Source organism: Gaetbulibacter jejuensis (assembly GCF_039524015.1).
Classification (GTDB): Bacteria; Bacteroidota; Bacteroidia; order Flavobacteriales; family Flavobacteriaceae; genus Gaetbulibacter_B; species Gaetbulibacter_B jejuensis.
In genome coordinates, this window is record NZ_BAAAGF010000001.1 from 841291 (window position 1) to 856134 (window position 14844).

8 protein-coding genes are annotated in these 14844 nt (G+C 34.5%); all 8 read left to right on the plus strand.

The features are described 5' to 3' along the window. Positions 1–228: 228 nt before the first annotated feature. The 8 genes from ABD011_RS03755 (at position 229) to ABD011_RS03790 (ending at position 14844) form a co-directional block, all read left to right on the plus strand. A complete protein-coding gene (locus tag ABD011_RS03755) occupies positions 229–1269 on the plus strand; it encodes a LacI family DNA-binding transcriptional regulator (RefSeq protein WP_131506090.1) in 1041 nt (346 codons plus the stop codon). A 133-nt stretch (positions 1270–1402) separates the two neighbouring features. Further along, on the plus strand, positions 1403–2782 hold the full coding sequence (locus ABD011_RS03760) for an MFS transporter (protein ID WP_343795895.1): 1380 nt from the start codon (positions 1403–1405) through the stop codon (positions 2780–2782). A 1-nt stretch (position 2783) separates the two neighbouring features. Beyond that, positions 2784–3440: a beta-phosphoglucomutase gene (gene pgmB, locus ABD011_RS03765; protein WP_335973614.1), complete on the plus strand. Its 657-nt coding sequence runs from the start codon at positions 2784–2786 to the stop codon at positions 3438–3440. Between the two features lie 39 nt (positions 3441–3479). Then, positions 3480–5786, plus strand: a complete 2307-nt coding sequence (locus ABD011_RS03770) for a glycoside hydrolase family 65 protein (protein WP_343795899.1) — start codon at positions 3480–3482, stop codon at positions 5784–5786. A 31-nt stretch (positions 5787–5817) separates the two neighbouring features. Beyond that, on the plus strand, positions 5818–7767 hold the full coding sequence (locus ABD011_RS03775) for a glycoside hydrolase family 13 protein (RefSeq protein ID WP_343795901.1): 1950 nt from the start codon (positions 5818–5820) through the stop codon (positions 7765–7767). Further along, entirely contained in the window at positions 7764–11252 is a 3489-nt protein-coding gene (locus ABD011_RS03780; RefSeq protein ID WP_343795903.1) for a TIM-barrel domain-containing protein, read from the plus strand. The genes ABD011_RS03775 and ABD011_RS03780 overlap by 4 nt, the downstream gene beginning before the upstream one ends. A 121-nt stretch (positions 11253–11373) precedes the next feature. Beyond that, complete coding sequence (locus tag ABD011_RS03785) at positions 11374–13152, plus strand: alpha-amylase family glycosyl hydrolase (RefSeq protein ID WP_343795905.1); 1779 nt, start codon at positions 11374–11376, stop codon at positions 13150–13152. A 33-nt stretch (positions 13153–13185) separates the two neighbouring features. Next, a complete protein-coding gene (locus tag ABD011_RS03790; protein ID WP_343795907.1) occupies positions 13186–14844 on the plus strand; it encodes an alpha-amylase family glycosyl hydrolase in 1659 nt (552 codons plus the stop codon).

Genomic DNA, 14844 nt, shown 5'->3' on the forward strand with positions numbered 1-14844 from the left:
TATCTTCTTGGAGTTGTACTTTTAATTACCTTGCGAAAACGTTTTCGTGTTAAAAACTTTTTTAAAAATGAGAGAAAACAATAAAAAACAGCTTAAAATTATTAAATATGTAATAAAGTAATACCTTTATTGTCATCTTCAAAAAAATTGAGATGAGTCTTATTTTAACAATAAGATGTTTATTGAAAATTATTTAGCAATTTTTACCTTTATAAGGTACAAAAAAATATGAAAAGAAAGATTACCCTAAAACAGATTGCAAGAGAGTTAGATGTGTCAATTTCTACGGTTTCAAAAGCGTTAAGAAATAGTGCAGAAATTAGTGATGATACTAAGCAAAAAGTTCAGGCTTTTGCGAAACTCTATAATTATCGTCCAAACAATATTGCTTTAAGCTTAAAAAACCGAAAAACTAAAACAATTGGAATTATAATTCCTGAGATAGTACATTATTTCTTTGCCAAAGTGATAAGAGGTATCGAGTTAGTAGCCAATAGAAGAGGTTATAATGTTATTATTGGGCTTTCTAATGAGTCTTTTAATAAAGAAGTTATCAATATGGAAATGCTTGCCAATGGTAGTATAGATGGTTTTGTGCTCTCTATTTCCAAAGATACATTAGCACAACAAGATTATCATCATTTTTACGAAACCATAAATCAAGGAATGCCAATTGTGATGTTTGATAGGGTTGTAAACGAGGTTAATTGTGATAAAGTTATTGTAGACGATTTAAAAGGCTCTAAAAAAGCAGTTAATAAACTTATTGAAAATGGTTGTAAAAACATAGCAATTATTACTACCAAAGACTATGTGAGTGTAGGTAAACTTAGGACTCAAGGTTATTTAGAAGCTTTGGAGGATCATGGTATTGAACCGCAATCAGACTTGATTTTAAAAATTGTAGAAGAATTAGATTCAGAAGATCATTTAGAAGATCTAGAAGCCGAAATAGAACAGCTTTTTAAAGAGAATAAAAAGATAGATGGTGTTTTTGCTGTAAATGAACTTTATGCTCTAACAGCAATGAAAATAGCCAGAAAGCTAAAGAAGAAAATACCTGAGGATATACAGTTTATAGGATTTACTGACGGAGTTTTATCAAAACACGCAACTCCAAGTTTAACAACGGTAAGTCAACATGCGCAAACTATGGGCGAACAAGCAGCTGAATTATTGATAGATAAATTAGAAAATGAAGACGATGAAGAAAACTACCAAACAGTTGTAATTGAGACCGAATTAATTGAAAGAGAATCTACCAAATAGAAATTTAACATTGCGTATTTAAAAACTTTTATATCTTTACCGCCAGAAATCAAAACTTATATTTTCACTTCTCACCATAAGTTTTGATGAGTATATGCTTATCAAAATAGTATTAATCTAAATTATACTATTAATGAAAAAGCGTTCCTTAAGTTTTTGGGAAATCTGGAATATGAGTTTCGGTTTCCTAGGAATTCAATTTGGTTTTGCGTTACAAGGAGGCTTCATGTCTCGAATATTTCAAACACTTGGTGCTGATAAAGATGCTATTCCATTGTTATGGATTGCAGCTCCTTTAACAGGATTACTAGTGCAACCCATTATTGGTTATTTAAGCGATAAAACTTGGCATCCACGCTGGGGAAGACGTCGTCCATATTTTTTAATCGGAGCTATATTAAGCTCGCTTGCACTGTTTTTAGTACCACATTCTTCAGTTTTGTGGATGGCTGCAGGTTTTTTATGGATTCTTGATGCTTCTATCAATATTTCAATGGAGCCATTCAGGGCTTTAGTGGCAGATAAGCTACCCAATTCGCAACGTTCGTATGGTTTTGTTGTGCAAACACTTATTATTGGTATTGGTACTTGGATAGCAAGTAATTTGCCTTGGATGGTATCGCAGCTAGGTGTTAGCGATGCAGCGCCAAAAGGCGTTGTGCCAATGTCAGTAAAAGTAGCCTTTGGTATTGGTGCTGTTGTATTTTTAATAAGCATTCTATATACCGTATTTACTACATCCGAATATCCTCCTGAAGATATGGAGGAATTTGAGCGTGAACGAAAAAAGAAAAACCGCTTTATTCCTGATATTTTAGAAAACATAGGCAAAATGCCGCTAACAATGAAAAAACTAGGACTTATACAGTTCTTTAGTTGGTTTGCGTTTTTTACTATGTGGAGTATGGCAAATCCTGCGCTTACAGAGCATGTGTTTCAAACACCTGCACCAATAGAAGCAGCTTTTGATTTAACTATTGCATCACAAGCCGAAGCTTTTGATACGGCAAATACAGCATTTCAAAAATCATCAAACTTGGTAGGTTCTGCAATGGGTGTTTATGGATTATCTTCTATGGCATTTGCATTACTACTAGCACTGTATACATCTAAAAAACGTATAAACAGAAAATTTGTTCACATGGGTTCTCTTATACTAGGAGGCGTTGGGTTTATGGCTATGTATTATGCAACACCAGAAACCTTAAAGTACTGTTTTATTTTAATAGGAATTGCATGGGGAAGTATTCTTTCAATGCCGTATGCGATGTTATCAAGTTCAGTAGATCCTAAAAAGATGGGTGTTATTATGGGTATCTTCAATATGTTTATTGTAATACCTCAAATTATAGCAGCACTTGGTGGCATTAATTATGTGTCTAGTCTTTTAGGTGAAGATGCTATTAATGCTATGACTGTTGCTGGTATTAGTTTAATTCTAGCAGCACTTTGCAACCTGTTTATTGTGAATAAAGACGCAATTTCATATCAACCAGAAAACGAAATAAATTAAAATGAATACAAAAGGATTCATATTTGACCTAGATGGTGTTATTGTAGATACTGCAAAATACCATTTTTTAGCATGGAAAAAATTAGCCAATAGTATTGATGTTGATTTTACTGAAACACAAAACGAACAACTAAAAGGTGTAAGTCGTGTAAAATCTTTAGAAAAAATCTTGTCTTGGGGAAATAAAACAATTTCAGAAGATGAGTTTATGGCATTAATGGCAAAAAAGAACGATGATTATTTAAGCTACATAGATAAAATGGGAGAAAGCGAAATTCTTCCAGATGTACCAAAAATTTTAAATCATCTTAATGAAAATAATCAAGGCGTAGCTTTAGGGTCGGCAAGTAAAAACGCCAGAAAAATACTTCAAAAAGTAAACCTTATTTCAAACTTTCAAGCCATTGTAGATGGTAACGATGTAAGTAAGGCAAAACCAGATCCAGAAGTATTCCTTATAGGTGCAAAAGCACTTAACCAAAAGCCTGAAAATTGTATTGTGTTTGAAGATTCTGTAGCAGGTGTTCAAGCAGCAAATAATGCCAATATGATTTCAATTGGTATAGGTGATAAAACAGTGTTATCTGAAGCAGATTATGTGTTTAAAGATTTCACTGAAATAAGTATAGAATTTATAGAAGAATTAATAAAGAAATAAGTTGTCGTTGTAGCGATAACAAGACAATATATTAAAATTATGAACCAAGATTATATTAAACCAGATAATTGGTCAATCATAGAAGAAGGGTTTCATGCAGAGCGCGTAGAATCATCAGAAAGTTTGTTTAGTATTGGCAACGGAGCCATGGGACAACGCGCTAATTTTGAAGAACAATATTCAGGAAAAACCTTTCAAGGAAGCTACATAGCAGGTGTATATTATCCTGATAAAACACGTGTTGGTTGGTGGAAAAACGGCTACCCAGAATATTTTGCAAAAGTACTTAATGCGCCAAACTGGATTGGTATTAATGTGGCAATAAATGGCGAACAGTTAGACCTAAACAAGTGTAAAACGGTTCAAGATTTTAGACGAGAACTTAATATGAAAGAAGGTTGGTTGTCTAGAACTTTTAAGGCAACACTTCAAAATGGTATAGAAGTAGAAGTTAACGCAAAACGTTTTTTAAGTCTTAACCAAGACGAAATGGGAGTAATCAATTATCAAGTAACACCATTAAATAGTGATGCTGAAATTGTATTTCAACCTTATATAGATTCAGGAATTACAAACGAAGATACCAACTGGGACGATAAGTTTTGGGACACTACTCAAGTAAGTCACGATAATAACCAAGCGTTTATTCAGGCTAAAACCATGAAAACCGATTTTTATACATGCACGTTCATGGAATCAAAGGTTTTTATCAATGGTAAGTCGGTATTAGTCGAGCCAAACGTTAGTGCAGATGCAACATTAGTATCTTACAGCTATAAGCAAAACGTCAAGCAAGGCGAAACATATGCCATTCATAAATTTGGAGGTTACACTGTAGATAGAAACCATGACAAAAACGCGTTGGTAACTGCAGCAAAATCAGTGTTGGCAACAGCTACACAACTTGGTTTTGATACTTTGCTAGAGCAACAAAAACAAGCTTGGGCTAACATTTGGGATATGGCAGATATTACCATTAGTGGTGATGTAAAAGCGCAACAAGGTATTCGTTTTAATATCTTTCATTTAAATCAGACGTATTTAGGAAAAGATTCTAGATTAAATATTGGTCCAAAAGGATTTACAGGCGAAAAATATGGTGGAAGTACCTATTGGGATACCGAAGCATATTGCATTCCGTTTTACATGGCTACAAAAGACCAAAAAGTAGCAAGAAGCTTATTGGAGTACAGATATAATCATCTTCAAAAAGCTATTGAGAATGCTGAAAAATTAGGCTTTACTAATGGCGCAGCATTGTACCCAATGGTAACTATGAATGGAGAAGAATGTCATAACGAATGGGAAATTACTTTTGAAGAAATTCATCGTAATGGTGCTATTGCTTTTGCTATTTATAACTACCACAGGTTTACAAACGATTACAGTTACATACCTGAAAAAGGCTTGGAAGTGCTTATTGGTATTGCCCGTTTTTGGCACCAACGCGCTACGTTTTCAACAGCAAAAAATAAGTATGTTATTTTAGGTGTTACAGGACCAAATGAGTACGAAAACAACGTAAACAACAACTGGTATACTAACTATATAGCTAAATGGTGTATAGATTATGCTATTGAAAATATTAGTAAAGTTGAAGCAGAATACGATACAGACTTTACTAGAATAATGAACAAAGTTAAGCTGTCTAAAGCTGAAATAGCACAATGGAAATCGGTTGCTGATGCTATGTATTTCCCATATTCTGAAGAGCATAATGTGTACTTACAGCAAGACGGGTTTTTAGATAAAGAATTAATTAAAGTTGATGAGCTAGATGCTAGTCAACGTCCTATAAACCAATATTGGTCTTGGGATCGCATTTTGCGTTCGCCTTACATAAAACAAGCCGATACATTACAAGGTTTCTATTTCTTTGAAGATCATTTTTCTACTGAAGAGTTAGAGCGTCATTTCGATTTTTACGAGCCATATACTGTTCACGAAAGTTCATTGTCACCTTGTGTTCATAGTATTCAAGCGGCAAAAATAGACCGTATGGAACAAGCTTATACGTTTTATTTAAGAACATCGCGATTAGATTTAGATGATTATAATAAAGAAGTTCACGAAGGCTTACATATTACATCTATGGCAGGAACTTGGATGAGTATTGTTGAAGGTTTTGGCGGAATGCGTGTAAAAGATAATACCTTGTCTTTTTCACCTAAAATCCCAAAAGAATGGGATGGTTATTCGTTTAAAATCAACTTTAGAAATCAAATCATAAAAGTGAATGTTAACCAAGGTAAAACCAACTTCGAACTAGAAGGTGGCGAAAGTTTAGACATCTTGGTAAACGATAAAAAAGTAACGATTGAAGCTAATAGCTTGGTTACTGTTTAATAAGTAAAAACACACTTAAAACTATTTTAACATGAAAACGTACACACCTATATTTTTAATGCTTCTATTGGTTTTAAGTGTGTCTTGTAAAGAGCAAACTTCTACATCAATAGCCAGCAGTCAACCTAAAGCGTTGATTGATAAAAACGATATTGATCGCGTAGAACCACCTAATTGGTGGACTGGTTTTAAAAATGATAGCTTGCAGTTATTAGTACATCACCAAAATATTGGGAGTTACCAACCAAGTATTGAATATCCTGGAGTAACTATTGCACATGTAAGTAAAGCAGAAAAAAGCAATAACTACCTGTTTATAGATGTCATCATTTCAAACAGTACCAAAGCAGGAACTTTCAATATCATATTTAAGAATGATAACAACGAAGAACTAGTAACAACTTACGAGCTTAAAGCTAGAGAAAAATCAGCTGAAGATTTTGTAGGGTTTAATAGTTCAGATGCTATTTATCTAATCACACCAGATCGTTTTGCAAACGCTAATCCAAACAATGATACGTTTGATAATCTAAACGAAAAACACATAGATAGAACCAATGATTATGCACGTCATGGAGGCGATCTTCAAGGAATTACAGAGCATGTAAACTATATTAAAGATTTAGGTTTTACTGCTGTTTGGCCTTGTCCTGTGCTAACTAACGACATGCATCATGCATCGTATCATGGTTATGCTATTACTGATTATTATCAAGTAGATCCAAGATTTGGTACAACCGAAGACTACCGAAAATTAGCTGACGAATTACGAAAAAATAATATGAAGCTAATTATGGACCAAGTCGCAAACCATTGCGGTTTGGAACATTGGTGGATGAAAGACTTACCATTTAGTGATTGGGTAAATTACCAAGCGCATTACGAAGCAAATAAAGCTACTTGGAGTAATGAGATTGTAAAACGTTCATCACACAGAAGAACGGTAAACCAAGATAACTATGCTTCAAAAATTGATAAACAAGAAATGAGTGATGGTTGGTTTGTGCAAGCAATGCCAGATCTTAATCAACGTAATCCGTTTATGGCAAAGTATCTTATTCAAAATAGTATTTGGTGGATAGAAACACTAGGCCTTGGTGGTATTCGACAAGATACTTATCCATATCCTGACAAAGATTTCATGAGCGATTGGGCTGGAGCTATAATGGCAGAATATCCAAATTTTAATATTGTAGGTGAAGAATGGTCAAGCAATCCGTTGTTAATTGGATATTGGCAAGATGGTCATCAAAATGCAGATGGTTATGACTCTAACTTACGCTCAACAATGGATTTTGCTATGCAAGAAAAAATAGTTTCTGGATTAAAAAACGAAGAAACTTGGGGAACTGGTCTTAAAGAAATATACACAGCATTGGCTAATGATTTTCATTATACAAGACCTGAAGACATTTTAGTGTTTCCAGACAACCACGATATGAGCCGTATTTTTACGCAATTACAAGGTGATATTACCAACACGAAAATGGCGTTGAGCTATTTGGCAGTATTACCGCGTACGTTTCAAATGTATTATGGTACAGAAATCTTAATGAATGATTTTGATAAACCAGGTGATCACGGATTAATTCGTACCGATTTTCCTGGTGGTTGGGAAGGTGATGCCGTAAATGCATTTACAGGCGACAATCTGGAAGAAACTAAAAAAGATATGCAGAGTTATGTCTCTAAATTGATGAATTTTAGAAAAAACTCTAAAGCCATTCATAATGGAAAAACCATGCACTTTGCACCAGAAAACAACACCTATGTTTTAGCAAGGTTTAATGATGACGAAACAGTTGTTCATATTCTGAACAAAAATGAAGACACTTTTAATTTGAACACAAACCGATTTGAAGAATTAGGTTTAACAGGAAAAACATTAAAAAATGTATTTACAGGAGAAACTGTAATTTGGAAAGATAGCATTGTTTTAAAAGAAAAAGGAGCCATAGTATTAACAACAAAACTTAAATGAAACAACTAACCTACATCTTATGTCTTCTTTTATTCCAAACAACATTTGCTCAAGTTACTATTGTTGTAGAGCAAGTGCCAAAGGAAACACCAGAAAATGCTTCAATATTTATTTCAGGTGATTTTGAAGGTTGGTCTGGAGGACAAAAAGCCTATCAATTAGAGTTACAAGATGGTCGTTATACCATCACATTACCTCAAAGCGAAGGCACTATTAATTTCAAGTTTACTCAAGGTGCTTGGAGTTCTGTTGAGTGTGACAAAAAAGGTTTTGCTATTGAAAATCGTAGTTACACATTTGGTAGTAAACCAGATACTTTAAAACTAAAGATAGTAGGTTGGGACAATTTATTTGATGTTGAAAATGCTTCAACAGTCACAAAGCAGGTTACAGTTCTATCAGATACGTTCAACATGCCGCAACTCAACCGCAAACGTCGTGTTTGGTTGTATTTGCCAGCAGATTATCAGACCTCAAATCAATCGTATCCTGTTGTGTATATGCACGACGGACAAAATTTATTTGATAAAAAAACATCTTCATATTCAAATGAATGGAGTGTTGATGAAACACTAGATAAACTATTTCGAAATAAAAATTTAAAGCTTATAGTTGTTGGTATTGATAATGGCGCTGATAAGCGTCTGGATGAGTATTCACCTTTCAAAAATGAAAAATATGGCGGAGGCGAAGGCGATGCTTATTTAGAGTTTATCGTCAATACACTAAAACCATACATTGATGCTAATTACAACACCTTAAAAGATAAAAAGCACACAGCCATTTTTGGGAGTTCAATGGGAGGTTTAATTTCGCATTATGCAGCCTTAAAATATCCTAACGTATTCGGAAAAATAGGTGTGTATTCACCAGCATTTTGGTTTGCACCAGAAATTGAAAATTACACAAAATCACATGCAAATCTAAACGATACAAAAATGTATTTCCTTGCAGGTGGAAAAGAAGGTAAAAAAGCAGGTTTTGATGAGATAAGTCAGACCGTTAAAGACATGAATCAAATGATTTCTGTTTTAAAAAACAATGGTTTTTCAGCTGAAAACATAAGGTCAAAAGTTGTTCCTGACGGAAAACACAACGAAACATTATGGCGAGAAAATTTTGAAGAAGCTATTACGTGGTTGTTTCAAGATGCTATAAAAACGCGTGAGTTTGTTAATGCTTCTTTTAATAATAATGAGCTAAACGTGAAAGTATCTGATGGTTCATATAACATTCAATTCTTTACATCTAAAATTGCAGAAACCACCTTTCTGCCAAAAGGTGAAACTGCGAGAGCAAAGCCATCTCACGCAGTGGTTTTAAACAAAGGGTTTTCTGATATTCAATTTTCTGAAACCAATTCAGAAGTGACGTTAAAATCTAAAGATTTATCGGTTCTTATAACCAAATCACCTTTCAATATTTCGTATTGGAAAGACGGAAAAGAAGTCATTTCAGAAAAAAATGGCTACAAAAAAAATGATGCTTTTGAGACCATTCAATTTAGTTTAACACCTGATGAAGTGTTGTATGGAGCTGGAACAAGAGCTTTAGGAATGAATCGTCGTGGTCATCGTTTGCAGCTTTATAATAAAGCGCATTATGGCTATGAAACTACAAGTGAGTTAATGAATTTTACCTTGCCAATTGTGATGTCGTCAAAACAGTATATGGTACATTTTGACAATGCTCCAATAGGATATTTAGATTTAGATAGTAAAGGCGACAATACACTAACTTACGAAACCATTTCTGGTCGTAAAACGTATCAAGTCATTGTTGGGGATTCTTGGTATGATGTCATAGATAATTACACCGATTTAACAGGAAAACAACCTATGTTGCCTCGTTGGGCTTTAGGAAATTTTTCAAGCAGATTTGGTTATCATTCTCAAGAAGAAACATTAAAAACCATTGATGCTTTTAGAAAAGAACATATTCCTGTTGACGCAGTGATTCTGGATTTGTATTGGTTTGGAAAAGAGGTTATGGGAACCATGGGTAATTTAGAATTTCATAGAGATTCGTTTCCAAATCCAAAACAAATGATTAAGGAATTACAGGGCAAAAATGTAGAAACAATTCTCATTACAGAACCATTTATATTAACAACTTCTAACCGTTGGAACGAAGCGGTTACTAACAATGTTTTAGCAAAAGATAGCTTGGGCAACCCAGCAACCTATGATTTTTTCTTCGGAAACACAGGCTTGGTAGATGTATATAGTAAGTCTGGTTACAATTGGTTTAAAGGCATAAATAAAGACTTGTTGAATCTTGGTGTAACTGGAATTTGGGGAGATTTAGGAGAACCCGAAGTACATCCTTTCAGTGTAATTCATGCAACAGGAACAGCTGATGAAGTTCATAATACTTTTGGTCACGATTGGGCAAAACTGGTTCAAGATGCTTTTCATGAAGCTTTACCAAATCAACGACCATTTATTTTAATGCGTGCTGGTTATTCAGGTTCGCAACGCTATGGTTTAGTGCCTTGGTCTGGAGACGTCAACAGAACTTGGGGCGGATTACAAAGTCAGCCAGAAATTGCATTGCAAATGGGAATGCAAGGATTAGCCTATATGCATAGTGATCTTGGTGGTTTTGCAGGAGCAAACCTTGATGATGAACTGTATGTGCGTTGGCTTCAGTATGGCGTTTTTCAACCAATTTATAGACCTCATGCGCAAGAAGACGTTCCTAGTGAACCGGTTTTTAGAAGTGAGAAAGTCAAAGCCTTGGCAAAACAAGCCATAGAATTACGCTACAAGTTGTTGCCTTATAATTACAACCTTATGTTTGAAAACAACCAAACAGGAGCACCATTAATGCGACCATTGTTTTTTGAAGAGTGTAAAGATATTTTATATAGTGATGATACTGCCTATTTATGGGGAAGTGATATTTTGGTTTCACCAGTGACCTATGCTGGAGCAAAAAATCAAGTGATTTATCTGCCAAAAACATCTAATTGGTTTGATTTTTATTCTGATGAATTATACAAAGGAGGTCATCCAATTAATTACGAAATAAAAGAGAATAGCATACCAACATTTGTGAGAGGAGGAAGTTTTATTCCTATGGCAAAACCAATGCAATCAACAAAAACCTACAATGGTTCGGTATTAGAACTTCATTATTATTATGATAAAGATGTAGGAAATAGTGATTATCAAATGTATAATGACAATGGTTCAACTATTAATGCTTTTGAAAAAGGGAACTACGAAATTCTCGAATTCAAATCTGAAAGCAATCAACGCTATTTAGAATTTGAGTTTAATGCAGAAATTGGCAAGCATTTTTCAAGTGAAATAAAAGAAATCGAGCTTGTTATTCATAACATTTCTAAAACACCAAAAACAATAAAAGTAGGAAGTCAAAAAGTTGAAGGTGATTACAATATCAATAATGAAACCTTAAGACTTGATGTGATTTGGGATACTACAACCGAGAAAGAAATTAAAATAAAGCTTAACAAATAATATGCGTTCAAACTATATAGTTGCTCTAATTTTAATCGCTTCAGTGATATTCAGTTGTAAAAATGAAAACAACACGACATCAAATAATAGTGAATTGAAAGCAAATGCAACAAAGCAAAAAATGAAAAAGAAAGAAGTCGTTTATCAAGTATTTACAAGACTATTCGGAAATACCAATACCAACAACAAACCTTGGGGAACTTTAGAAGAAAATGGCGTTGGTAAATTCAATGACTTCACAGATAAAGCACTTGCTGAAATCAAAGATCTTGGAGTCACACATATTTGGTACACAGGTGTGCCACATCATGATGTGATTACTGATTATACTGAATTCGGCATTTCTAACGACGATCCAGATATTGTAAAAGGTCGCGCAGGTTCGCCTTATGCCGTAAAGGATTACTATAATGTCAATCCAGATTTAGCCGATAATGTTGAGAATAGACTACAAGAGTTTGAAGCTTTAATTGAGCGTTCACACAACGCAGGTTTAAAAGTGTTAATAGACATTGTGCCAAACCATGTAGCTCGTAATTATCAGAGTTTAACGAATCCTGAAGGTGTAACAGATTTTGGTGCAGAAGATGACAAAACCGTGACTTACGCAGTCAATAACAACTTTTATTACAATCCAGGAGAACCATTTAAAGTGCCAAATTGGGAAAATGGTTACCAACCTTTGGGAGGCGAAAATCACCCAAAAGCTGATAGTAAGTTTGAGGAAATTCCTGCAAAATGGACAGGTAATGGTTCAAGAGCGTCGCAGCCAAATATGCACGATTGGTACGAAACCGTAAAAGTTAACTATGGAATAAATCCAGAAGGTAAAAAGGATTTTGATGAATTACCTGAAGGTTTCGATAACGAAGATTACAAAGCACATTATAACTTTTGGAAAGACAAAACCATACCAAGTTCTTGGGTAAAGTTTAAAGACATTGCACTGTATTGGACAGCCAAAGGCGTAGACGGTTTCCGATTTGATATGGCAGAAATGGTACCTGTGGAATTTTGGAGTTATATGAATTCGCACATCAAAATGCAGAATCCAGATGCCTTTTTACTCGCTGAGGTTTATCAACCGCATTTGTACAGAGATTACATCAAAAAAGGAAAAATGGATTACCTGTACGATAAAGTACAATTGTATGACACCATAAAACACGTGATGCAAGGTCACGGAAGCACTTACAATATTCCGCCAATTCAAGAGGATTTAAAAGATATTGAGCATCATATGCTTCATTTTTTAGAAAATCACGATGAACAGCGTATTGCGAGTCCAGATTTTGCAGGTAATGCTGAAAAAGGAAAGCCAGCAATGGTGGTGTCTGCAACTATAAGCACATCGCCAACAATGGTATATTTCGGTCAGGAATTTGGCGAAAAAGCCGAAGAAGATTTAGGTTTTGGCGACCCAACCCGAACCTCAATTTTCGATTATGGAAGTGTACCAAGCGTTGTGCGTTGGGTAAACAACAAACAGTTTGATGGAGGACAATCTACCGAAGACGAAAAAACATTGAGAGATTTTTATAAGCGCTTATTAAACTTCACGATTACCAGTGACGCTTTAATGGGAGACTATCAAGATTTGCATCATTACAATCAACAACATACTGAGTGGTACAACGATAAGGTCTTAAGTTTTGCACGTTGGAGTGAAGATGAAAAACTCATTGTAATTTCAAACTTTAATGCAGAAAACACCTATGGTTTTGAATTGCAATTACCAGAAGATTTGGTCTCAAAATTAGCTTTGAAAGAAGGAGACTATCAAGTGGAAGATCAGTTGTACAAGAATTATACGTCAACCTTAAAAGTTGAAAACAGTAGAGCAAAAGTGAGGATAGATATAAAACCTCTGGAATCTTTCATTCTAAAAATCAAAGAATAATTTAAATTCTAGTTACGCAGAAAATAAACACCAATGAAAAAATTAACTCTAGCAATACTTACGATTACCTTAGCAATGTCTTGCAATCAAGAACAGAAGCAAGAAGCACCAAAACCAGTAACACCATTTGTCTGGGAAGGTGCTAACTTATATTTTTTATTGACAGACAGATTCAATAACGGAGACACCTCTAACGATGTTAACTTTGACAGAACAAAAGAAACGGGAAAATTGCGTGGTTTTGAAGGAGGCGACATCAAAGGGATTACACAAAAAATTAAAGAAGGCTATTTTACCGATTTGGGCATAAATGCAATTTGGATGACACCAATTGTAGAGCAAATCCATGGAGGAACAGATGAAGGTACAGGTTTTACTTATGGTTTTCACGGTTATTGGGCAAAAGATTGGACTAAAATTGATCCAAATTTCGGAACTGAAGAGGATTTGAAAGAACTGGTAAAGGAAGCACACGCAAAAGGAATTCGTATTGTGCTAGATGCTGTTATAAACCACACAGGACCTGTGACAGAAAAAGACCCAGTTTGGCCAGACGAATGGGTAAGAACAGACAAGCAATGTACTTATGATAGTTATGATAACACCATCAGTTGTACATTGGTAGCTAACCTTCCAGATATCAGAACTGAAAGTAATGAAAATGTGGAACTACCACCACAATTGGTAGAAAAATGGAAAGCAGAAGGTCGTTACGAGCAAGAAGTGAAAGAGCTCGATGCTTTTTTTGAACGAACAGGGCATCCAAGAGCACCTCGTTTTTACATAATGAAATGGTTAACGGATTACATTACTGATTTTGGTATTGATGGTTACCGTGTAGATACCGTAAAACACACAGAAGAATATGTATGGCAAGAGTTTAAGAAAGAATGTGATTATGCTTTTGAAACGTATAAGAAAAACAATCCAGATAAGGTTTTAGACGGTAACAACTTCTATTTGGTTGGCGAAGTGTATAACTATGGCATTAGTGGAGGACAATTTTATGATTATGGAGATAGAAAAGTGAACTATTTTAATCCACCAAGTTTTCAAAGTTTAATCAATTTTGAATTCAAATGGAACTCAAAAGAGTTGAGTTATGAAGATGCGTTTAAAAAATATAATGATAGTTTAAAAGGTCCATTAAAAGGTTTTGGAACATTAAATTATTTAAGTTCTCACGATGATGGTAGTCCGTTTGATGCTAAAAGAGAAAAACCATACGAGACCGCAAATAGATTATTACTATCACCAGGAACATCGCAAGTTTATTATGGAGATGAGTCTGCAAGATCATTGGTTATAGAAGGCACTGAAGGTGATGCTACCTTACGTTCATTTATGAATTGGGAAGCTTTAAATTCAGACCCAAAAACAAAAGCAGTTTTAGAGCATTGGCAAAAGTTGGGACAATTCAGAACAAATCATCCTGCTGTAGGTGCTGGTAAGCATCAAATGATAACCCAAGAGCCTTATTTATTTTACAGAAGCTATCAGCAAGGCGACTTTAAAGATTTGGTAATTGTTGGTTTAGACTTACCAAAAGGCGAAAAAGTTATCGATGTTTCTAAAGTTTTTGAAGAAGGAGATAAACTTCAAGATGCATATTCTGGTGTTAAAGCCACTGTAGAAAATGGAAAAATTATCATAAATTCGAATGCTAATATCATTTTAATCGAAAGACAATAA

Bases quoted from the DNA above. Each gene is read 5' to 3' on its own strand.
- ABD011_RS03755 (WP_131506090.1), top strand. From the start codon at position 229: ATGAAAAGAAAGATTACCCTAAAACAGATTGCAAGAGAGTTAGATGTG.
- ABD011_RS03760 (WP_343795895.1), top strand. From the start codon at position 1,403: ATGAAAAAGCGTTCCTTAAGTTTTTGGGAAATCTGGAATATGAGTTTC.
- pgmB (WP_335973614.1), top strand. From the start codon at position 2,784: ATGAATACAAAAGGATTCATATTTGACCTAGATGGTGTTATTGTAGAT.
- ABD011_RS03770 (WP_343795899.1), top strand. From the start codon at position 3,480: ATGAACCAAGATTATATTAAACCAGATAATTGGTCAATCATAGAAGAA.
- ABD011_RS03775 (WP_343795901.1), top strand. From the start codon at position 5,818: ATGAAAACGTACACACCTATATTTTTAATGCTTCTATTGGTTTTAAGT.
- ABD011_RS03780 (WP_343795903.1), top strand. From the start codon at position 7,764: ATGAAACAACTAACCTACATCTTATGTCTTCTTTTATTCCAAACAACA.
- ABD011_RS03785 (WP_343795905.1), top strand. From the start codon at position 11,374: ATGAAAAAGAAAGAAGTCGTTTATCAAGTATTTACAAGACTATTCGGA.
- ABD011_RS03790 (WP_343795907.1), top strand. From the start codon at position 13,186: ATGAAAAAATTAACTCTAGCAATACTTACGATTACCTTAGCAATGTCT.